Origin of the sequence: Prochlorococcus marinus str. NATL2A (genome assembly GCF_000012465.1) — a bacterium.
GTDB lineage: Bacteria > Cyanobacteriota > Cyanobacteriia > PCC-6307 > Cyanobiaceae > Prochlorococcus_B > Prochlorococcus_B marinus_B.
The window spans coordinates 1,567,650-1,587,805 of the sequence record NC_007335.2 but is presented as its reverse complement, the minus strand read 5'-3'; the positions used below and the strand labels follow the sequence as shown (position 1 = coordinate 1,587,805).

Below are 20,156 nucleotides of genomic sequence, written 5' to 3'. Positions count from 1 at the left end.
CAAATTGAGATTTGAAACCATTACGTATACGAAAAAATCTTTTGCATTACTTCATTGCAACTAGCCAATATTTTTAAAATCATTGATATCTGGATGCTTGAATAAGGAAAATTTTTGGATTTAAAGTGCAAGCGAAAACAGCTCAAGCCGCTAAGAAAGCGTTAGCAGATAAAAAGGCAGCTGCGGATAAGAAGGCGTTAGCCGAGAAAAAGGCAGCTGCGGATAAGAAGGCGTTAGCAGATAAAAAGGCAGCAGCGGCTAAGAAAGCGTTAGCCGAGAAAAAGGCAGCTGCGGATAAGAAGGCGTTAGCAGATAAAAAGGCAGCAGCGGCTAAGAAAGCGTTAGCCGAGAAAAAGGCAGCAGCAGATAAAAAGGCAGCTGCGGATAAGAAGGCGTTAGCAGATAAAAAGGCAGCAGCGGCTAAGAAAGCTTTAGCCGAGAAAAAGGCAGCAGCAGATAAAAAGGCAGCTGCGGATAAGAAGGCGTTAGCAGATAAAAAGGCAGCGGCGGCTAAGAAAGCTTTAGCAGATAAAAAGGCAGCAGCAGATAAAAAGGCAGCTGCGGATAAGAAGGCGTTAGCAGATAAAAAGGCAGCAGCAGATAAAAAGGCAGCTGCGGATAAGAAGGCGTTAACAGATAAAAAGGCAGCAGCAGCTAAGAAAGCTTTAGCCGAGAAAAAGGCAGCAGCAGATAAAAAGGCAGCTGCGGATAAGAAGGCGTTAGCAGATAAAAAGGCAGCAGCAGCTAAGAAAGCTTTAGCCGAGAAAAAGGCAGCAGCGGATAAAAAAGCTCAAGCCCGTAAGAAAGTTAATTCTCCAACTCAAGTTAATTCACAACAAAAAAGAGACTCTAGAACTGAATTGTTAACGGTATCCGTCTCATTAAACACTGGAAAGATCGTGTCAATAGCCTCCATAGGGATTTTGGCTTCGGCTATTCTTGTTTCTGCAATGGTATTTATTGCTGGGTAATTCAATTTCACGAATATCTATATAAAAGCAACTTTTTTATTCTGACTTTCTGCTATGTTTTCGTTCTTGTAGTTTTAGGTAAACCTAACCTGTGCTTAAAGAAAGAATCCAAGAGGTTTTTGAGTTCACTAAAAGTGAGTCTCCCTATAGGAAAGCTAATAAAGGGTGGATTAATCAAGATATATTTTTAGATTTAAGTCCCTCTACTGATAGATCTAAACAAACAAGTGAAGTTGCTAAAGTAACATTTTTTTGGTCTCCACTAAATAGTTTATTATCGAATATTTTTTTGATTATTATTCTAGGTTCAATACTAGTATTTATCTCAGTATCTTTTGCAAAAGGTAGATTTGATTTTAATTTATTTAATAATTCTGACATTAACGGTATTGTAAGAGTTGATAAAAATAAAGCTCTAGATATAACTATTTTAAAGGATATAGACTCTATGAATTCAACAATCCAAAAAAATATTGAGACAAAAGACTTAGCAAAATCAACTAAAATAAGTTCATTAGATGATAATTTAAAGAAAGCTGATGAAAAAATAATAAATAAAAAGATTGATAAACAAGATAATGCAATAAAAGAAAGTGAAGGGAATAAAGATATTAAAAGCTTACAAAATAAGAAACCAAAATCAAATTTTATTTGAACTATTTTTTGATGTTAATGAAAATTCTTTGGTTTTTTAAAAATTGTTTTATCAGTTAAACTTTTTTTGTTTTATGGCAGAGTTAGATGCTTTAATCAAGGTGATTTTTATGAGTTTTAAAGGTGTCTGAAGCAAAGGGTAATCAACTCGCAACTATATCTGTTTACTTAAATACACCAATAATAGCAGTGCTTTTGGCTGTTGGATTTCTTTTGGGATCTATTTTATTCGCTGGAATTTTACTTATTGCTAAATAGCTAATTTGTTTAACTCACTGCTAAGCGCAGGAAGCAAAAATTGATCTTTGACTAATTCTTTGCCAGTTGTAAAGACGACTGTAAGCATAGGATTCTTATTAGGCGACTTCCACCATGCGACATCATGGCGAACTTCACTCATTAGCCCTGCTTTGCTCCAAAGTTTAGAAGCTAAAGGAAGGCCTGCTCCTAAAAAACCATCTACTTGATTCTCTGGGTCTTGCTTGCGAGAAACTGGGTCGAGTGAGCGATGAAAAACTTTTATTAAATGCTCGCTTGCTAATTTTGGAAGCATTTCAAGAGTCATTAATGATTCAAAGATTCTGGCACTCCCATCGGTTGTCATACTGTTTCGATTCTCATTCTTTTTTCCATAAAAATCTTTTTCTCTTCCAAAAGGTCCTTCATTCCATGTCTTTTGACTGCAGTTCCACTTTTTAATTTCAGGCCATCTAAGTTCGTCTAGCCAGTGGTTGATTAATTGCCTTTGGATTTTCCATGCTTGAAAGTTTGACTTATTAAGAGATGGACCACTTGTTGTACCTGTTAAAAGATCTACAATATAACTTGTGGCGTCATTGTTGGAGTTTGCAATCATTTCATGTAAGGCTCTTCTAAGTTCTTCTGAGTCAACAATTAAGTCTTGTTCTAGCCATACCTGAGTCGCCAATGCATAAACTATTTTTACTACGCTTGCAGGATAAAAAAATCTGTTTGAATTCCACCCTGTCCCATATCCACTAGATGTAGATGGACTTTGCTTGTCATAACGAATGCATGTTATTGCAATGTTTTCTTGAAGGTATGGGCGACCTTCTTTTTCAAATCTATCGAGTAGACCTTTCAGGCAATATGCCATCTCAGGGTCTTGCCGGTAGAACGCCATAGCGCTCGAGAAGAATTCAATATGACCTTAGAGGTTTTGCTAACTAAAGCTTCATTTGTTTTGGGAAGTTTATGGAAACTGCGAATAAATATTGATGGATTTAAAAGTGAAAATAGTGATGAATTAGTTACACAAGCAAGTATTGGTAGGAGTTTTCAATTGATTGATTGTTTAAGATCTAATTTTAAAGATAAGGAATTCATCGATAGAGTTAAAGTGCGTCTTTTGGAAGATGACTATATTTGTTGGTTTAGATTTTCTGAATTAACTCATCAAGCTTCAAAAATAGAATCTTGGGAATTTGAATTTTTTACTGAAGAGAGAATTTTTTCTAGGATTCCTGCGATATTGTCTTGGACTAAGGACGCGAAAAAAATGAGTAATGAATATTTGTGGGGTGGAACGATAGGTCCAAATTTTGATTGCTCTGGTTTGGTTCAATCTGCTTTTGCAAGTTCAGGCATTTGGATACCAAGAGATGCTTATCAGCAGGAAAAATTCTGCAAAAATATTGCATTGGATATTGAAGTTTTAGACAAATATTTAAAACCTGGTGATTTACTTTTCTTTGGATCATCTGAAAAATGTACCCACGTTGGATTACATATTGAGAATGGTTTTTATATTCATAGTTCTGGGGTAACTGATGGGCATAATGGAATAGAGATTGATGGTTTATTTCAACCGAACCTTGGGAAAATTGCTTCTTTTTACAGATCTAAATTTAGATCTGCTGGAAGAGTAATCTCTTGTTATCAGAGTGAAAAACTCTAAAGAAGATTAATTGAACTTTATGAGGAGTTTTAATGAATTCTAATGTTGCACTATCAGTTGTTGTTCCTATCTATAACGAAGAAGAAAGTCTTCCTTTTTTGGTGAATCAGTTATTAGAAGTTTTACAGCCTATGGAGGAAACTTTTGAACTAGTTTTAGTTAATGATGGTTCATCAGATAACAGCGCAGAGGTGATTAGAAAACTAAGCTTTGATATACCAGAATTAGTTGGAGTTCTTCTGCGTAAAAACTATGGACAGACCGCAGCGATGGCAGCAGGATTTGATATTTCTTCTGGAGAGATAGTTGTTACACTTGATGGTGACTTGCAAAATGATCCTGCAGATATTCCGTTATTAGTTAATAAGATTAGGGATGGATTTGATCTTGTGAGTGGGTGGAGATATCGAAGGCAAGATGCTGCGATAAGTAGAAAGCTTCCATCAAAAATTGCTAACCGATTGATTGGGAAGGTTACTGGTGTGCGACTTAATGATTATGGATGTTCTTTAAAGGCTTACAGGAAAGAAGTACTGACTGATATGAGATTATATGGAGAATTGCATAGATTCTTGCCTGTTCTTGCAAATATTGAAGGAGCTAGAATTACGGAAGTTAAAGTAAATCATAGAGCTCGTCAATTTGGATCTAGTAAGTATGGAATAGATAGAACTTTTAGAGTCTTGATGGACTTGTTGACTGTTTGGTTTATGAATAGATTTTTAACTAGACCTATGTATGTATTTGGTTTTGGTGGAATTCTTGCAATCATTGGGAGCTTCATAACAAGCTTGTACCTATTAATCATCAAACTTTTAGGAGAAGATATAGGTAATAGACCTTTACTTATTTTCGCTTTACTTCTTGCAGTGACTGGAGTTCAACTTTTTGGATTTGGTTTACTTGGAGAGCTTCAGATCCGCACTTATCATGAAAGTCAAAATAGACCAATTTATCGGATTAGAGATACATTTCGAGGACGTCTAGAAACTTGAGGTTTTTTATATAAATCAATAGTTTTTCCTTTATAAGATGAAATTCCAGAAGCAGAAGCAATAACAACCCTACTGTCAGAATCCTTCAATCCTCTTCTTAAAAAAGGTAATGCTTTCTTGTTGTTCCATTGACTAGCAATTTGAATAGCTAATAGACGATCATTGGGGTTGCTAGAGATTAATTTATTTAATTGTTTTTTTGTTTCTATTGAATTAAGTGAAGGTTGAGGTGAAAAAAACCTGGATTTGTTATTATTCAGTTTTTTTGATTTTTGTTTTTGTAAACTCTTTTCGATTACCAAAGCCGATGATACCTGAGCTTTTGAAAAAGAATCCTTTTGAGATTTGAAAAAAGCTGATGCCTTGGATTGTTTTTTTGAACTCCAAAGGATTAAAGCAATAATTAGAGCTAAACCACCAGCAAAAACTTGATTCATGATGAGAAAAAATGATTAGCAATGCATCTTCGTTAAAGAAGATATACGGATTGAACTTTTATGTCATCAATGTGTTGTATTTGGTTTGATTAGATCATAATTCTATAAAATAAATGTGGATTTATTGAAATAAGTAATGACTAGTGAACTAGCTTCAAGTTTGCTTCCCGCTATTCTGATTCCATTAGTTGGAATAATGGGTCCAGCCGTTTTCATTGTTTTGATTGGTAGGTACATAACTGCTACTGAGTAATTTCAAAAACTTAATTTTCTACCAATTCTTTTAGCCCATGACTAAATCTCAAGAAACACTTATGCAAAAGTGGGCTGTGAAAACAGTCTCAGACCCAACTGTTGGCAATCTTCAAACCCCAGTTAACAGTGGTTGGTTTACAAAGATGGTTATAAATAATCTTCCTGTCTATAGAGAAGGCCTATCGCCAAACTTCAGAGGTCTAGAAACAGGTGCAATTTTTGGTTATTTACTTTTTGGTCCTTTTTCTATGACTGGGCCTCTAAGGAATACTGATTTTGCTTTAACGGCAGGTTTGCTTGGCGGTGTAGGAGCTATTCAAATAATGACTGCTCTTTTTATTCTTTACAATGCTGCAGGTAAGGCTCCTAACGTACAACCTCCTGATGCAACAGTAGCTAATCCTCCTTCCGATTTATTTACTAGAGCAGGATGGAATGATTTTACAAATGGTTTTTGGTTAGGGGGCACTGGAGGTGTCGTTTTTGCGTGGTTGTTAATTGGTACTTTGCATCTAGATACTGTTCTCCCGTTGATTAAGGAATATCATTTACTTGGAGCTTAAAAGTTTTCCATAATAACTTAAATAAAAAGCCCCTCGATAAGGTAAGGGGCTTTTTAATGCTCTAAATTATTTACTTCAATTAAATGATATCTTTTCTCAAGCTTTGCCTTAGATTGATCTTTTGTTTTTGTGAATTGCTCTATGCCTAATTCTCCATATTAAATTGATATATGTCTGCTTAAAAATATCAATAGATAATCTAAGAAATATGAGATTAGTACCCATAAAAAAAGAACACTGCTTTTGAAGACAGTGTCCTTTTGATTGGAAGCCTGGTTATAGATTTATCCGAACTTACCTGAAGTAGATGCGATAACAAATGCACCAAAAGTTACAAAGTTTCCAACTGTGAAATGGGTTAAACCAACTAATCGTGCTTGGACAATGGATAATGCAACAGGCTTATCTCTCCAACCAACTAAATTAGCTATTGGTGTTCTTTGATGAGCCCAAACAAGAGTTTCAATAAGTTCTTGCCAATATCCTCTCCAAGAGATGAGGAACATAAATCCAGTCGCCCAAATGAGATGACCAAATAAGAACATCCAAGCCCATGGAGATAAAGCATTTACACCAAATGGGTTGTATCCATTGATTAGCTGAGAACTATTTAGCCATAGATAATCTCTAAACCAACCCATTAAATAGGTACCAGATTCATTGAATTGAGCGGTATTACCCATCCAAATTGCTAGATGTTTCCAATGCCAATAGAAGGTAATCCAAGCAATAGTATTTAAGGCCCAGAACATTGCTAAATAAGTAGCGTCCCAAGAAGAACTATCACAAGTACCACCACGACCTGGTCCATCACATGGGAAAGCAAATCCTAAATCCTTTTTATCTGGAATTAGTTTTGTTCCTCTAGCATCAAGAGCACCCTTTATAAGAATCAAAGCAGTTGTATGTAGTCCTAGTGCAATCGCATGGTGAACTAAGAAATCTGCAGGTCCAATAGGTAAGAAATTGGTTAGTGCATCTGGTCTATTGATCATGTCCATCCAGTAGTGATTACCTGGCATGGAATTAGCAGCTATAGATGCAGAACTTGATGCATTTGCTAGCAACGCATTAAATCCATACATCATTTTTCCACTAGCAGCCTGTGCGAACTGTGCAAATACTGGTTCTATAAGAATCTGCTTTTCAGGTGTACCAAAGGCTACAACTACATCGTTGTGAACATAAATTCCAAGAGTATGGAAGCCTAGAAGCATTGTTACCCAACTTAAGTGGCTAATTAAGGCTTCTTTTGTACTAAGGATTCTTGCTAGAACATTGTCTTTATTAAGCTCTGGATCATAATCTCTGACAAAGAAAATTGCTCCGTGAGAGAACGCACCAACCATCAAGAACATTGCTATGTATTGATGATGGGTATATAGAGCTGACTGAGTTGTGTAATCCCTTGCGATAAATGCATATGAAGGCAATGCACCCATATGCTGAGCAACTAAGCTGCAAGCAACTCCTAAAGAAGCAAGTGCTAGTCCAAGCTGAAAATGGAGTGAATTGTTAACTGTCTCGAAAAGACCGTTGTGCTTTATCCCGAAATAACCTCTATGTGGATCCTTTGGGTGACTTGTATTATGCGCTTCAATAATTTCCTTGAGACTATGACCTATGCCAAAGTTAGTCCTATACATATGTCCAGCAATTATAAATACAACTCCTATAGCTAAATGATGATGAGCAATATCTGTTAGCCAAAGTGATTCACTTTGAGGATGAAGACCACCAAGAAAAGTAAATATTGCTGTTCCAGCTCCTTGAGAAGTTCCGAAAACTGCATCAATAGAATCAGGGTTTTGAGCATAAGCTCCCCAATTTCCTGAGAAGAAAGGAGTTAAACCTTCTGGATGAGGCATAACAGTTAACCAATTTTCCCAGCCAACGTGTATACCCCTTGACTCAGGGATGGCCACATGAATTAAGTGACCTGTCCAAGCGATGCTACTGAATCCAAAAAGAACAGCCAAGTGATGATTTAACTGAGACTCAGCATTTTTGAACCATGCTAATGAGGGTCTGTACTTAGGTTGAAGATGAAGCCATCCTGCAAACAATAACCAACAAACAAGGATGTTTATAAAGATCGCACCTTGAAAAAGCTGTTCATTAGTTCTCATGCCGATGGTGTACCACCAATGGTATAGGCCTGAGTAAGCAATGTTGACTGGAGAAGTCGCTCCAGCTTGAGTTAGTGCATCAGTAAGTCCTTGTCCAAAATGTGGATCCCATATCGCATGTGCAATTGGACGCGTGTGGAGTGGATCTAGAACCCATTGCTCAAAGTTTCCTTGCCAAGCAATGTGAAAAAGGTTGCCAGCCACCCAAAGGCCAATTATGGCCAAGTGACCAAAATGAGTAGAGAAGAGTTTTTGATATAACTGCTCCTCAGTCATGCCGTCATGACTTTCGAAATCATGGGCAGTAGCTATGCCGTACCAGATTCTTCTGGTTGTAGGGTCTTGAGCAAGACCCTGACTAAAAGATGGAAATTTAGTTGCCATTATTTTATAAAAAATCAGAGAGGGTCAGCCGAGACCAATTAAGCGAGCATGGAAGAAGGCCCAAGTTGTAGCAATTCCTCCAAGAAGGAAATGAGCTGCTCCTACTGCGCGACCTTGAGTGATAGATAAAGCCCTTGGTTGGATGGTTGGAGCCAAGTTAAGTTTATTATGAGCCCAAATGATTGACTCAAATAACTCTTGCCAGTAACCACGTCCACTAAATAGGAACATAAGACTAAATGCCCAAACGAAATGAGCTCCTAAGAACATCAAACCGTACATGCTTATAGGTTGACCATAACTTGTTAGGACCTGAGATGACTGAGCCCATAGGAAATCTCTAAGCCATCCATTGATAGTTATGGAACTTTGAGCAAAGTTTCCTCCTGTTAGACCCCATACATCACTTTGCATCTTCCATGAGAAGTGGAAGATAACTACTGATAAGCCGTTATACATCCAGAACAATCCAAGGAAAACATGATCCCAAGATGAAACTTGGCATGTACCTCCTCTTCCTGGTCCATCACATGGGAATCTAAATCCAAGATTCGCTTTGTCAGGAATTAGTCTGGAGCTCCTTGCGAATAAAACTCCTTTTAGAAGAATCAGAAGGGTTACGTGGATAGTAAAAGCATGGATATGGTGAATCATGAAATCAGCAGTTCCTAAAGGTATAGGAGCGATTCCAATTTTTCCTCCAACTTGACTTACGGAACCATTAAAAACTTCACTAACTAATCCAGGTTGAAGGCTTACGTTTGCACCAGCAAGAGTGGTAGAACCAGCTGCTGAATTATGAATATTTTGAATCCACTGAGCAAAAACAGGTTGAAGTTGGATTCCTGTATCACTGAACATATCTGCAGGTCTTCCTAATGCACGCATTACATCGTTATGAATATAAAGACCAAAACTATGGAAACCTAAGAACATGCAAGCCCAATTCAGATGACTAATTAATGCATCTCTTGCTTTCAAGATTCTGTCTAGAACGTTATCAATATGAACAGCTGGGTCATAGTCTCTAATCATTGCAATACCAGCATGAGCTGCTGCACCAACAATGAATAATCCTCCTATCCACATGTGGTGAGTGAATAGACCTAGGACAGTTGGGTAATCAATCGACAAGTACGGATATGGGGGCATCGCATACATGTGATGGGAAATGATGATGCTCAAGGAGCCAATCATTGCAAGGTTTAAACCAAGCTGAGCATGCCAACTATTAGCTAAAAACTCATAAATCCCTTTATGACCATTTGGAGCAGGGAAAAGAATTGGATCTCCAGCATGATTATCTAGTATTTCTTTCAGGCTATGGCCAATGCCAAACATTGTTCTATATAGATGACCGCCCAATACAGCTAGTACTCCAAAAGCTAAATGATGATGAGAAATATCTGTCATCCATAAGCTACCAGTAACTGGATTTAGACCACCTTTGAAAGTTAGGAAATCACTAAACGCCCACCAATTAGTCGTAAAGAAATTTTCAACTGTTCTTCCAGCGAGGCCAGGGAATATTTGACTAGCAATAGCAGGATTGCAAAGCTCGTGGGGCAGAGGCATGTCCGCAATCGAAGCAATTGGAATTCCATCAATAATTAGAGGCTTTCCTGCATCAATTGCATCCATGAGTGCTGCTGTAGGTGCACCAATGTGAATGCAATGTCCAGCCCATGCAATCGAACCCAATCCCACTAGACCAGCTATGTGGTGATTGAGCATAGACTCTAGATTTCTAAACCAATCAAGCTTGGGAGCAGCTTTGTGATAGTGATATATGCCACCGTGCAACATTATGGCTGCCATTAGTAGTGCACCAATAGCTAAAGCCATGAGCTCGGTTTCATTGGTAATTCCCCAGCCTCTCCACATCTGAAAAATTCCAGAAGTGATCTGAATACCGTGATAATTACCGCCTAAATCCGCATTAAGCATCTCCTGACCAACTATTGGCCAAACAACTTGTGCTCCTGGCTTGACATGAGTTGGATCAGAGAGCCATCCAGAATAATTAGAAAAGCGAGCTCCATGGAAAAAAGCTGCACTCATCCAAATAAAGATGACTGCTAGATGTCCAAAATGAGCAGAAAATACTTTTCTACTGGTTTCTTGGAGATCTCCAACATGAGTATCAAAATCATGCGCATCAGCATGAAGATTCCATATCCATGTAGTAGTCTTTGGCCCTTTAGCAAGGGATTTTGACCAAAAACCAGGCTTATCAAGCTTGGAAAAATCTACAGGGATTGCATCAGTTTCGATAGGTTTATCGAGAACCGGTTCTTTTTTTTGTTCTTTTTCTGGTGGGCTAATGGTCATCGAGTGATTCCTTCAGGAATGTGATCGAGGTTTGGGGGGCCTAATCTTGGAAAGATTAGGGTGAAATCTTTAGCAAGTAATTTTACTTATGAAGTGAAATTACTTTGGTGAAAGATTTCAGGCATTCAAGACCTACCTTTGAAGTTACTTGAAAACCTATATAAGGGTTATGTGATAAGCATAAAGTAGACAGTCAGTTACTACGGAAGCATGTAACAAATGTTCTACACTTTTATTCTTAAGTGGTCATTGAATCCACGGTTTTTCTTAATTAGTAAATCTTTGCCTTTCGTGGAGTGCAGGCAAGCAAGTTTTTTAGGCCTAGGGGCTTTACTTCTTATAGATATTAATTAGAGAAAACATTTGTCATATAAGGCTTTCTTGGCTCAGCAAAGTTTAATTGGATGCTAATAGCTAGGTAAAAATACTATTTGATTTCTTGATAAGAGCTTTTTATTGATTTCAATAAATTTGTTTAAAGACTATTTCACGGTTTTTGATGTTTGATTTTTACTAAAGCTTTCTTAAAGAAGCTACCTTATATAGATAAATAAAAATTTATTTTATCTCTCGTTCTGGAAAAAACATTAGTTAAAACCCCAAAAAGGATTGCATTTGGATTTTCTTTAAGCTCTTTGCCTTTGCTTGAGAGATTACAAGCATCAAAACATGTAGATCAAATTTTTATATCTGTTGGTTCAACTCTTTCCTTAGAAAAAAAAATTGATGGTTTAGTTGAATCCTCACCAATTGATTTTCTAAAAGATCAATGGCAGGGCAATAATAAATTAATTTTTGTAGGTTCAATCGGCGCTGTAGTTAGGCTTATAGCTCCTTTTATTCGATCTAAAGAAAATGATCCAGCAATATTGGTAACGGATTCAAAAGCAAAAAATGTTATTACTCTTTTAGGAGGACATAAGCAAGGAGGAGATCGATTTGCTAGTGAGTTAGCAGCTGCTTTAGAAGCAGAAGTGATTTGCACCTCAGATTCATTCACAGAAAGCAGAATCCCTTTGGATTGTTTTGGTGAAGGATGGGGTTGGAAAAGAGGAGGGGAGGTTGTCGGTTGGCGAAAGTTAATGATTAGTCAGTCTAAAGAACAAAAAAATATTGTTTTTCAATCCAAAGGGTCAAAATTGTGGCAGCAATTAAAGGGTTGTTCCAATTTTTCTTTTTTAGAAAAAAATGATCCAATTTCTTTCGAAAATATCGATCTTTATATAGGTCAAGAAAATAGGAATAAATGTTCATGGCATCCCCCGACAATAATCATTGGCATTGGCTGTGAGAGAAATACAGATGAAAAGGTCATTCAACGAGCTATTAATCAATCTTTTAATCAAAATGGTTTATCACTTCTTTCAATCTCTGGTTTAGCAACTATCGATAGAAAAAATGATGAAATAGGATTATTGAGTTTGTCAAAAAAACATGAATGGCCAATTTATTTTTTTAGTGCCTTTGAACTTTCAAAAGTCAACGTGCCTACTCCTTCAAATGTAGTGTTGAATGAAATGGGAACTCCTTCAGTCGCTGAAGCTGCAGCACTTTTGGCAGGAGATCATCGTGGAAGGTTAATACAAAATAAACAAATCTATTATTCCAAGGAAGAGGAATCTGGTGCCGTAACAATTGCATTGGCTGAGGTTGAAAACCCTTTTGCCCCTCATAAAGGAGAGTTGCATTTGATTGGTAGTGGCCCTGGAGACTTGAAAATGCTTACTTCTGACTCACGCCAAGCTTTAACTAGATGTGCTGTTTGGATCGGTTATGGTCCTTACTTAAATTATTTGGAATCAATTCGAGGTCATGATCAGGTTCGAATTGATTCCAAATTAACTTTTGAAAAAGATCGTTGTCAGCATGCTCTTGATCTTGCAAAACAGGGAGTAAAGGTTGGTCTTATTTCTTCTGGCGACAGTGGAATTTATGGCATGGCAGGATTGGCACTTGATCTTTGGCTAAATGAAAGGCTTGATTCCAGACCTTTATTTGAAGTTCATCCAGGTATTAGCTCTTTTCAAATGGCTGCTGCAAAACTAGGAGCTCCTTTTATGCATGATTTTTGTTCTATTTCTTTGAGTGATCTTTTGACTCCATGGAATCAAATTGAGAAAAGAATAAAAAGTGCAGCTATAGGTGACTTTGTTCTTGCAATATTTAACCCGAAATCAATAAAACGTGATTGGCAGTTAAAAAAGACTGTTGATTTATTACTTGAATGTCGCAACCCAAGTACGCCTGTTGCTATTGCTCGGCAGCTTGGGAGGCCAGAGGAAAGTATAGAAATACATACTCTGGAAACATTGCCATTTGATCGGGTAGATATGCTTACGATTTTGGTTATTGGTAATAGTCAAAGTGTGATCAAAAACAATAAATTTTTAACGCCAAGAGGTTATTTTTCTAATTAATTTTTTGTTTACTTCTTCTAACTAGAAAATCGAATACTTTGTTTTAGGCTTATTTTTGCTTGTCAAGTTGAGAAGACGTTAAAAAATCAAGTCAATCTGGAAATTCTTTCTAAAGTTAGTTTGTTATTAAAAGAGCTTTGCTTAAACCAGACTGGCTACGTGTTAAAGCACCACAGCAAGAGAGGATTGGTAATGTTGCTGATTTATTAGTTGATTTAAAACTCAATACAGTTTGTCAGGAAGCAAGTTGTCCAAATATTGGAGAGTGTTTTGCAGGAGGTACTGCTACTTTCTTAATAATGGGACCTGCTTGCACGAGAAAATGTCCTTATTGCGATATTTCATTTGATAATTCAAAAAGGCTTTTAGACCCATCAGAACCTGATCGTCTAGGTGAAGCTGTTTACAGAATGGGCTTAACGCATGTCGTCATAACTTCCGTTAATCGTGATGATTTAGAAGATGGAGGCGCTAGTCAATTTTTGAAATGTATTAAGGCTGTGCAAAGTAAATCTCCTTTTACTTCTATTGAAGTCTTAATCCCAGATCTTTGCGGAAATTGGGATGCTTTGAAAGTTATCTTGGATGCTGCGCCAAATGTCCTTAATCACAATATCGAGACAGTTCCGAGGCTATATCCAAGAGTTAGACCTCAAGGGAAATATGAAAGGTCTTTAGAATTATTAAAAAGAGTTCGGGAAGGTTGGCCAAGAGTCTATACAAAATCAGGTTTAATGGCTGGATTAGGGGAGACAGATGATGAGATTTTGAGTGTTCTAAGTGATCTCCATTTAAATAAAGTTGATATAGTAACTATTGGGCAATATTTATCACCAGGACCAAAACATTTACCTGTTAATAGATTTGTTTCCCCTTCGCAATTTGATAGTTATCGTGTTGAGGGAGAAAATAAATTAGGATTTTTACAGGTCATTAGTTCACCATTAACTAGAAGTAGTTATCACGCTGGAGAAGTTAAAAAATTAATGATGTCTCATCCAAGATAATTTGAAAACTTTGGTTGACTTCCGTCAATTGATATCCATTCTTGAAGATCCCAAGAAACTAACTCATACTTAATCATTGGATCATTTTCTACAATTTTTTTAGCTGTTAAAAAGTCCTTCGCTTCAAAAATTAATAAACCGCCGCCGCCTGGCATCTTTTTGTCATTTATTAAATATCCGCTATGGATGTAATGGCCTGAGTTAGTAATACCTTTGACCCATTCTTTATGCATTAATAAGAATTTTTTCCTTTCACTATTAGATAATTTTAAAGTTTTATCTTTAAACTTCTCTGTCTTAATAAATATCGGCATTCTTGTCTATCTAAATTGTAGCTTTCTCAAGCACTTCCTCAATACCTAGTTTACTTTTTTCGCTTGGAGGAACTACTGCTTTAAATAATTCCTTCCATGAAGACCAGTCTGCGAGAATCTTTTGTGCTAATGGACTTTTCGTTTTCTGATGATATTCATAAATTAAGTCATTTAAGAATTGTTCATGGTTAGTTGCAGTTAGAGGATGGACCTCAACAATTTCTTTATTCATTCTTAAGTCAAGTTCATTTTTTTTATCAAGAATAAAAGCTATGCCTCCAGTCATTCCTGCTCCTATATTTCTTCCAGTTTTTCCAAGCACAACAACTACTCCTCCAGTCATATATTCGCAACAATGGTCTCCAGCTCCTTCAATAACAGCATGAGCTCCACTATTGCGAACACCAAAACGTTCCCCAGCTATTCCAAGGGCGAATAATTTTCCACCAGTTGCTCCATATAGACATGTGTTGCCAAGTATCACCTGAGTGTTAGATGTGTCATTAATAATTTCAGGAACAATCGTAATGGAACCTCCGTTAATGCCTTTTCCTACATAATCATTAGCTTCTCCAATCAAAGAAATATTCATTCCTTTTAAAATAAATGCACCAAAGCTTTGCCCCGCTGAACCTTTAAATATCAAATTTAAATTCCCATTAAAACCTTTATTTCCATATTTTTTAGCTATCTCTCCAGAGATTCGTGCACAAACACTTCTATCTGTATTAACAATAGGAATTTCTTTAGTAATACTTCCCTGAGTTTGAATTGCATTAGAAACTTCTTTATCTTTGAGTAGGGCATTTTCAAGAACCTCTCCATTGCTATGAGCTTCAATTTCGTGGCTTAACCATGAACGATCTGTTGGGTTATCTATAGGTTTGAGAAGGCTAGATAGGTCAACTTTTTTTGTTTTTGTTAAGTCTATATTCCGTGGGATTAATAGATCTGTTCTTCCAATTAGATCCTCGACTTTTGCTACTCCAACTTGACTCATCAATTGTCTGACTTCCTCAGCTACGAAGATGAAAAAGTTAACGACATGTTCAGGTAATCCAGGGAATCTTTTTCTTAAGCCTTCTTGCTGAGTTGCTACACCGACTGGACATTTGTTTGTGTGGCAAATCCTCGCCATTATGCAACCTTCGGCAATCATTGCGACTGTTCCAAAGCCATATTCTTCTGCTCCAAGTAAAGCTGCTATGACCACATCCCAGCCTGTCTTTAGACCTCCATCTGCTCTTAATAAAACCCTTTCGCGAAGACCATTTTCTAATAAAGAGCGATGAACTTCCGTTAATCCAAGTTCCCATGGCAAACCAGCATGTTTGATTGAACTAAGTGGAGATGCGCCCGTACCGCCATCATGTCCTGAAATTTGGATGACATCAGCATTGGCTTTAGCTACTCCTCCTGCAATTGTGCCAATCCCTATCTCAGCAACTAATTTCACACTAACTTTTGCAGTTGGATTTATTTGATGTAGGTCATGAATAAGTTGGGCAAGATCCTCTATGGAATAGATATCATGATGAGGAGGAGGAGAAATAAGAGCTACTCCTGGCTTGCTATTACGAAGCCTTGCTATGTATTCATCAACCTTTGGCCCAGGTAATTGTCCTCCTTCTCCAGGCTTTGCACCTTGAGCTACTTTGATTTCTAATTGCTTGCCGCTAGTTAAATATTCAGGGGTTACACCAAATCGGCCAGAGGCAATTTGTTTAATTGCAGAACATGCTGTATCTCCATTTAAAAGTCCTTTGAGATTAGGTAATGTTTTTGATTGATTATTTTCATCAACATCCTCGAGGACATTGAATCTTGCAGGATCCTCACCTCCTTCACCACTATTACTTTTGCCTCCAATCCTATTCATTGCTATTGCAAGAACTTCATGCGCTTCCCTAGATAGGGCACCTAGGCTCATTCCACCGGTGCAAAATCTTTGACAAATATTCTCAACACTCTCTATTTGATCAAGGGGTAAAGGCTGGGTAGCTGTTTTGAATGTAAGGAGATCTCTGAGGGTAGTAGCGGGACGATTTTCTAGAAGTTGTTGATAAGTTTTGAAGTGGTCATATTCAGGCCCAGCTTTCACTGCAGCATGAAGAATTTTTGACATTTCTGGATTATTTAAATGAAATTCTCCGCTATTTCGATATTGAACAAATCCATTAAAATCAAGTTTTTTTTGCTCCAGTTCGGGGAAAGCTTTTTTATGAAATGAAATTGTTTCGATTGATAATTCGCTCAGAGTTAGACCTGCTATACGACTTGTTGTTCCCTTGAAAGCTAAATCAATTAAATCTGCACCGATACCTATAGCTTCAAAGATTTGTGCTCCGTGATAACTTGCTAATACTGAGATTCCTATCTTCGAAAGTATTTTTCTTAATCCATCTTCCATTGCTTTCTTAACATTATCTTGAGCAATCTCTATAGATAAATTAGATAACTTCCCATCGGAAATAAGTTTTTGAGTTTTAGGTAGTTGCCACCAATGGCGAGTAGTTTCCCATGTCAGCCAAGGACAAATTGCACTTGCTCCAAATCCAATCAGACAGGCAATGTGATGAGTACTCCAGCATTGAGCTGTATCTATAATTATCGAGGTTTTTAGTCTTAGCCCTTTTCTAAGTAAATGATGATGAACTGCACCAACCGCAAGAAGAGGTGGAATGTAAGAGTTTTCTCGATTAATATCTCTATCCGAAAGTATTAGTATCTCTCTACCATTGATTACACTATCTTCTGCTTCTTTACATAGATTTTTGAGACCTTCTTCGAGAATAATTTTATCATCGTTAATAGGAATTAAAGTCGATATTTGCTTACACGAAAGTTCAGAATTTTTTATTGAATTTAATTCTTTTTCATTAAGTATTGGAGATTCAAGATGAATTAGCCTTGCAGACTCTTCTTTGGGTCTCAAGGGCGCTTTCCTGACCCCTAGATTCATCTCTAAGCTAGTGACTAGCTTTTCTCTAAGAGGATCAATTGGTGGGTTGGTAACTTGTGCAAATCTCTGTTTGAAATAGTCGTAAAGAATATGTGATTTGTTAGAAAGTATTGCTAGTGGTATATCATCTCCCATGCAATAAGTTGGTTCTTTTGCATTTGCTGCCATGCTATTAATTATGTAATCAAAATCTTCTGCACTAAAGCCAAATGCAATTTGATATTGAAGCAATTTTTGCTTATCAAATTTATTATTTATTTCCCAACTTTGGTTGTTAAGGTTTATACGATTTGCTTTTAACCAATCTAAATATGGGTATCTATTTGCTGACTCTTCTTTAACATCCCAGTTTCGTAAAATTCTCTTGCTTTCTAAATCTACCGCAAGCATTTGACCAGGACCTAGACGACCTTTTTCTTGGATTACATCTTCTTCTAATTCAACAACACCTGTTTCAGATCCCATAACAACATATCCATTTTTAGTAATGCAATAGCGAGCTGGTCTTAAACCATTTCTATCAAGAGTTGCTCCAATATTTGTTCCGTCAGTAAAGACTATTAAAGCTGGACCATCCCAAGGTTCTTGGGTTCCTGCAGCATATTCATAAAAAGCAGTTATTTCAGGTTTATTGATTAATTCAGGCTGGTCTCTAAAAGCTTCGGGAATAAGTGTTAACAAACTATCAGTTATTGGCCTTCCACTTCGAACTAATAGTTCAAGGTTTAAATCAAGATTTGCTGAATCACTATATAAATTATCGACTATAGGTTTTAGATCATTTGCATTTTCTTTCCAAACAGAACTTATATCTGTTTCTGTTGCTTTAGCCCAATTTATATTTCCGAGTAATGTATTTATTTCTCCATTATGACCTAAAAGTCTCATTGGTTGAGCTAAAGGCCATTTAGGTAATGTATTTGTACTAAATCTTCTATGGTAAACAGCATATGAGACTTCAAATCTATCGTCTTTTAAATCATTATAGAAAGGAGCCAATATTTCAGATCTAACCATTCCTTTATAAACAATAGTTTTGCTACTTAAAGAGCAAATATAGAGACCTAATTCATCTTCCTTTAATTCTATATTTGCTCGATTAGAAATCCTTTGCCTCAATCTGAAAAGTAAAGCCTCAAGATTGATTTCTTTATCCTTAATATCAACTATCCATTGTGTAATAAAAGGTTCATTTTCCCTTGCAAGTTTGCCTAAAACTTCTTCATGAACAGGAACATCTCTCCATCCTTTGGAGGTTAATCCTAAGGACTCAGCTTCCTGCTCACATATTTTTTTCGCTAGTTCTCTATTTTTTAAGTCTTTAGGCATAAATATCATGCCTATTCCTGATGCTTGGGGTTCGCAATGCTTAGCCTTGTCCCAAACTTGCTTGAAATATGACCATGGGATTTCACATAAAATCCCAGCACCATCTCCTGAGTCGCTATCTCCCCCACATCCTCCTCTATGTTCCATGCAACTCAGCCCACGTAATGCCTGAGTTAAAACCCAATGATTTTGTTTGCCTTCAACGCTAGCTATAAATCCAACTCCACAAGAGTCTTTTTCCCCAGAGAAGGCATCTGGATAGGTGCTATCGCAGTAAGGCCAATTTGATCTGGAGATTCGTTGATGCATGTTTTTTAACTTACTATTTTTCTTTTCTTACAAAAGTGCTATTGGTAAGCTTTGAAATAGATGAATTGATAGTCTTTAGAGTTACATCTTAAACATTTTTGTCGACCATCTAGTTTTTTATTCAATACTTTTCTTGAAATATTTGTAGATATGCTTGAATCTAAATAAAAATAAAATATTAATTGAATAAAAATATGAATTTGGGTGGTTGACCAAGTAATCTGGAGAATTGTTGAATCTGGTCGAAACTAGACCAAATATTAAATTAATGCCAACCATTCAACAGTTGATAAGAACAGAGCGAAAGACTCTAAAAACAAAGACAAAGTCTCCTGCTTTGCGAGGTTGCCCTGAAAGGAGAGGAGTTTGTACAAGGGTTTACACCTCAACTCCAAAAAAACCTAACTCGGCTTTAAGAAAAGTAGCTCGTGTCAGATTAACTTCAGGCTTTGAAGTTACTGCATATATTGGTGGTATTGGTCACAACCTTCAAGAACACTCTGTAGTTTTGCTGAGAGGTGGAAGGGTTAAAGATCTTCCAGGAGTTAGATATCACATAGTCAGAGGATCTCTTGATACCGCTGGGGTTAAAGACCGTAGACAGTCAAGATCAAAATATGGAGCTAAATCCCCCAAAGAATAAAAATTTATTTTGATTTACTGAATTTTCCCCTTATACAAATTTAATTTCATGTCAAGAAGAAACGCAGCAGAAAAAAGACCTGTTCTCCCTGATCCCCAATTCAATAATCGCTTGGCAAGCATGATGGTCCATCGATTGATGAAACACGGTAAGAAATCCACAGCTCAAAAAATACTTTCTGATGCCTTTGGTTTGATCAACGAACGAACTGGTTCAGATCCGATTGAATTATTTGAAACAGCAGTGAAAAATGTCACACCTCTTGTTGAAGTGAGAGCGAGAAGAGTTGGTGGCGCTACATATCAGGTCCCAATGGAAGTTCGTCAAGAAAGAGGTATTGCAATGGCACTTAGATGGTTGGTAAATTTCTCAAGATCGAGAAATGGTAGAAGCATGGCTCAAAAACTTGCTGGAGAACTTATGGATGCAGCTAATGAGGCTGGAAATGCTGTGAGGAAGAGGGAAGAGACCCATAAGATGGCCGAAGCTAATAAGGCTTTCGCTCACTATCGTTATTGATTTAGATCAAATTTTTCTA

At 36.9% G+C, this 20,156-nt stretch carries 17 protein-coding genes; 11 read left to right on the top strand and 6 right to left on the bottom strand.

Annotated features, from left to right (window positions below):
* Window positions 1-125 precede the first annotated feature (125 nt).
* The 3 genes from PMN2A_RS08690 to PMN2A_RS11060 all read left to right on the top strand — a co-directional run bounded on the left by PMN2A_RS08690 (window position 126) and on the right by PMN2A_RS11060 (window position 1,883).
* Entirely contained in the window at window positions 126-971 is an 846-nt protein-coding gene (locus PMN2A_RS08690; protein WP_011295435.1) for a hypothetical protein, read from the top strand.
* 91 nt (window positions 972-1,062) lie between these two features.
* A complete protein-coding gene (locus tag PMN2A_RS08685) occupies window positions 1,063-1,626 on the top strand; it encodes a hypothetical protein (RefSeq protein WP_011295434.1) in 564 nt (187 codons plus the stop codon).
* 122 nt (window positions 1,627-1,748) lie between these two features.
* On the top strand, window positions 1,749-1,883 hold the full coding sequence (locus PMN2A_RS11060) for a hypothetical protein (protein ID WP_011295180.1): 135 nt from the start codon (window positions 1,749-1,751) through the stop codon (window positions 1,881-1,883).
* On the opposite strand, the gene PMN2A_RS08680 is transcribed toward PMN2A_RS11060, so the two are convergent.
* Entirely contained in the window at window positions 1,876-2,769 is an 894-nt protein-coding gene (locus PMN2A_RS08680) for a serine hydrolase (protein WP_011295433.1), read from the bottom strand. The two genes, PMN2A_RS11060 and PMN2A_RS08680, sit on opposite strands and share 8 nt — an antisense overlap.
* Window positions 2,770-2,790: 21 nt before the next feature.
* On the opposite strand from PMN2A_RS08680, the gene PMN2A_RS08675 reads away from it, so the two are divergent.
* Both PMN2A_RS08675 and PMN2A_RS08670 read left to right on the top strand, forming a co-directional pair.
* On the top strand, window positions 2,791-3,543 hold the full coding sequence (locus PMN2A_RS08675; RefSeq protein WP_011295432.1) for a C40 family peptidase: 753 nt from the start codon (window positions 2,791-2,793) through the stop codon (window positions 3,541-3,543).
* A gap of 32 nt (window positions 3,544-3,575) precedes the next feature.
* Window positions 3,576-4,538 (top strand): glycosyltransferase family 2 protein, encoded by a 963-nt coding sequence (locus PMN2A_RS08670; RefSeq protein ID WP_011295431.1) that lies wholly within the window; start codon window positions 3,576-3,578, stop codon window positions 4,536-4,538.
* On the opposite strand, the gene PMN2A_RS08665 is transcribed toward PMN2A_RS08670, so the two are convergent.
* Window positions 4,496-4,975 (bottom strand): HEAT repeat domain-containing protein, encoded by a 480-nt coding sequence (locus PMN2A_RS08665; protein WP_011295430.1) that lies wholly within the window; start codon window positions 4,973-4,975, stop codon window positions 4,496-4,498. The two genes, PMN2A_RS08670 and PMN2A_RS08665, sit on opposite strands and share 43 nt — an antisense overlap.
* 136 nt (window positions 4,976-5,111) lie before the next feature.
* Between PMN2A_RS08665 and PMN2A_RS08660 the strand changes: the two genes are divergently transcribed.
* Window positions 5,112-5,228 (top strand): photosystem I reaction center subunit VIII, encoded by a 117-nt coding sequence (locus tag PMN2A_RS08660; RefSeq protein WP_011295429.1) that lies wholly within the window; start codon window positions 5,112-5,114, stop codon window positions 5,226-5,228.
* Between the two features lie 37 nt (window positions 5,229-5,265).
* A complete protein-coding gene (locus PMN2A_RS08655; protein WP_011295428.1) occupies window positions 5,266-5,793 on the top strand; it encodes a photosystem I reaction center protein subunit XI in 528 nt (175 codons plus the stop codon).
* A gap of 284 nt (window positions 5,794-6,077) precedes the next feature.
* On the opposite strand, the gene psaB is transcribed toward PMN2A_RS08655, so the two are convergent.
* Window positions 6,078-8,306 (bottom strand): photosystem I core protein PsaB, encoded by a 2,229-nt coding sequence (gene psaB / locus PMN2A_RS08650; RefSeq protein ID WP_011295427.1) that lies wholly within the window; start codon window positions 8,304-8,306, stop codon window positions 6,078-6,080.
* A 24-nt stretch (window positions 8,307-8,330) separates the two neighbouring features.
* Window positions 8,331-10,637 (bottom strand): photosystem I core protein PsaA, encoded by a 2,307-nt coding sequence (gene psaA, locus PMN2A_RS08645; RefSeq protein WP_011295426.1) that lies wholly within the window; start codon window positions 10,635-10,637, stop codon window positions 8,331-8,333.
* 635 nt (window positions 10,638-11,272) lie between these two features.
* Here psaA and cobJ point away from each other — a divergent pair.
* A complete protein-coding gene (gene cobJ / locus PMN2A_RS08640; RefSeq protein WP_011295425.1) occupies window positions 11,273-13,054 on the top strand; it encodes a precorrin-3B C(17)-methyltransferase in 1,782 nt (593 codons plus the stop codon).
* 137 nt (window positions 13,055-13,191) lie between these two features.
* Complete coding sequence (gene lipA / locus PMN2A_RS08635) at window positions 13,192-14,061, top strand: lipoyl synthase (RefSeq protein WP_011295424.1); 870 nt, start codon at window positions 13,192-13,194, stop codon at window positions 14,059-14,061.
* On the opposite strand, the gene PMN2A_RS08630 is transcribed toward lipA, so the two are convergent.
* Both PMN2A_RS08630 and gltB read right to left on the bottom strand, forming a co-directional pair.
* A complete protein-coding gene (locus PMN2A_RS08630; RefSeq protein ID WP_011295423.1) occupies window positions 14,049-14,375 on the bottom strand; it encodes a YciI family protein in 327 nt (108 codons plus the stop codon). The two genes, lipA and PMN2A_RS08630, sit on opposite strands and share 13 nt — an antisense overlap.
* 10 nt (window positions 14,376-14,385) lie before the next feature.
* On the bottom strand, window positions 14,386-18,975 hold the full coding sequence (gene gltB / locus PMN2A_RS08625) for a glutamate synthase large subunit (RefSeq protein WP_011295422.1): 4,590 nt from the start codon (window positions 18,973-18,975) through the stop codon (window positions 14,386-14,388).
* Between the two features lie 268 nt (window positions 18,976-19,243).
* On the opposite strand from gltB, the gene rpsL reads away from it, so the two are divergent.
* Both rpsL and rpsG read left to right on the top strand, forming a co-directional pair.
* On the top strand, window positions 19,244-19,618 hold the full coding sequence (gene rpsL / locus PMN2A_RS08620) for a 30S ribosomal protein S12 (RefSeq protein WP_011295421.1): 375 nt from the start codon (window positions 19,244-19,246) through the stop codon (window positions 19,616-19,618).
* Between the two features lie 48 nt (window positions 19,619-19,666).
* The gene (gene rpsG / locus PMN2A_RS08615) at window positions 19,667-20,137 is read left to right on the top strand and encodes a 30S ribosomal protein S7 (RefSeq protein WP_011295420.1); all 471 of its coding nucleotides are present in this window, start codon (window positions 19,667-19,669) and stop codon (window positions 20,135-20,137) included.
* Window positions 20,138-20,156 lie beyond the last annotated feature (19 nt).

Excerpts from the sequence above, each read along its gene's own strand:
- PMN2A_RS08680 (WP_011295433.1), bottom strand. The coding sequence starts at position 2,769 with ATGGCGTTCTACCGGCAAGACCCTGAGATGGCATATTGCCTGAAAGGT.
- PMN2A_RS08675 (WP_011295432.1), top strand. The coding sequence starts at position 2,791 with ATGACCTTAGAGGTTTTGCTAACTAAAGCTTCATTTGTTTTGGGAAGT.
- PMN2A_RS08670 (WP_011295431.1), top strand. The coding sequence starts at position 3,576 with ATGAATTCTAATGTTGCACTATCAGTTGTTGTTCCTATCTATAACGAA.
- PMN2A_RS08665 (WP_011295430.1), bottom strand. The coding sequence starts at position 4,975 with ATGAATCAAGTTTTTGCTGGTGGTTTAGCTCTAATTATTGCTTTAATC.
- PMN2A_RS08660 (WP_011295429.1), top strand. The coding sequence starts at position 5,112 with ATGACTAGTGAACTAGCTTCAAGTTTGCTTCCCGCTATTCTGATTCCA.
- PMN2A_RS08655 (WP_011295428.1), top strand. The coding sequence starts at position 5,266 with ATGACTAAATCTCAAGAAACACTTATGCAAAAGTGGGCTGTGAAAACA.
- psaB (WP_011295427.1), bottom strand. The coding sequence starts at position 8,306 with ATGGCAACTAAATTTCCATCTTTTAGTCAGGGTCTTGCTCAAGACCCT.
- psaA (WP_011295426.1), bottom strand. The coding sequence starts at position 10,637 with ATGACCATTAGCCCACCAGAAAAAGAACAAAAAAAAGAACCGGTTCTC.
- PMN2A_RS08630 (WP_011295423.1), bottom strand. The coding sequence starts at position 14,375 with ATGCCGATATTTATTAAGACAGAGAAGTTTAAAGATAAAACTTTAAAA.
- gltB (WP_011295422.1), bottom strand. The coding sequence starts at position 18,975 with ATGCATCAACGAATCTCCAGATCAAATTGGCCTTACTGCGATAGCACC.
- rpsL (WP_011295421.1), top strand. The coding sequence starts at position 19,244 with ATGCCAACCATTCAACAGTTGATAAGAACAGAGCGAAAGACTCTAAAA.
- rpsG (WP_011295420.1), top strand. The coding sequence starts at position 19,667 with ATGTCAAGAAGAAACGCAGCAGAAAAAAGACCTGTTCTCCCTGATCCC.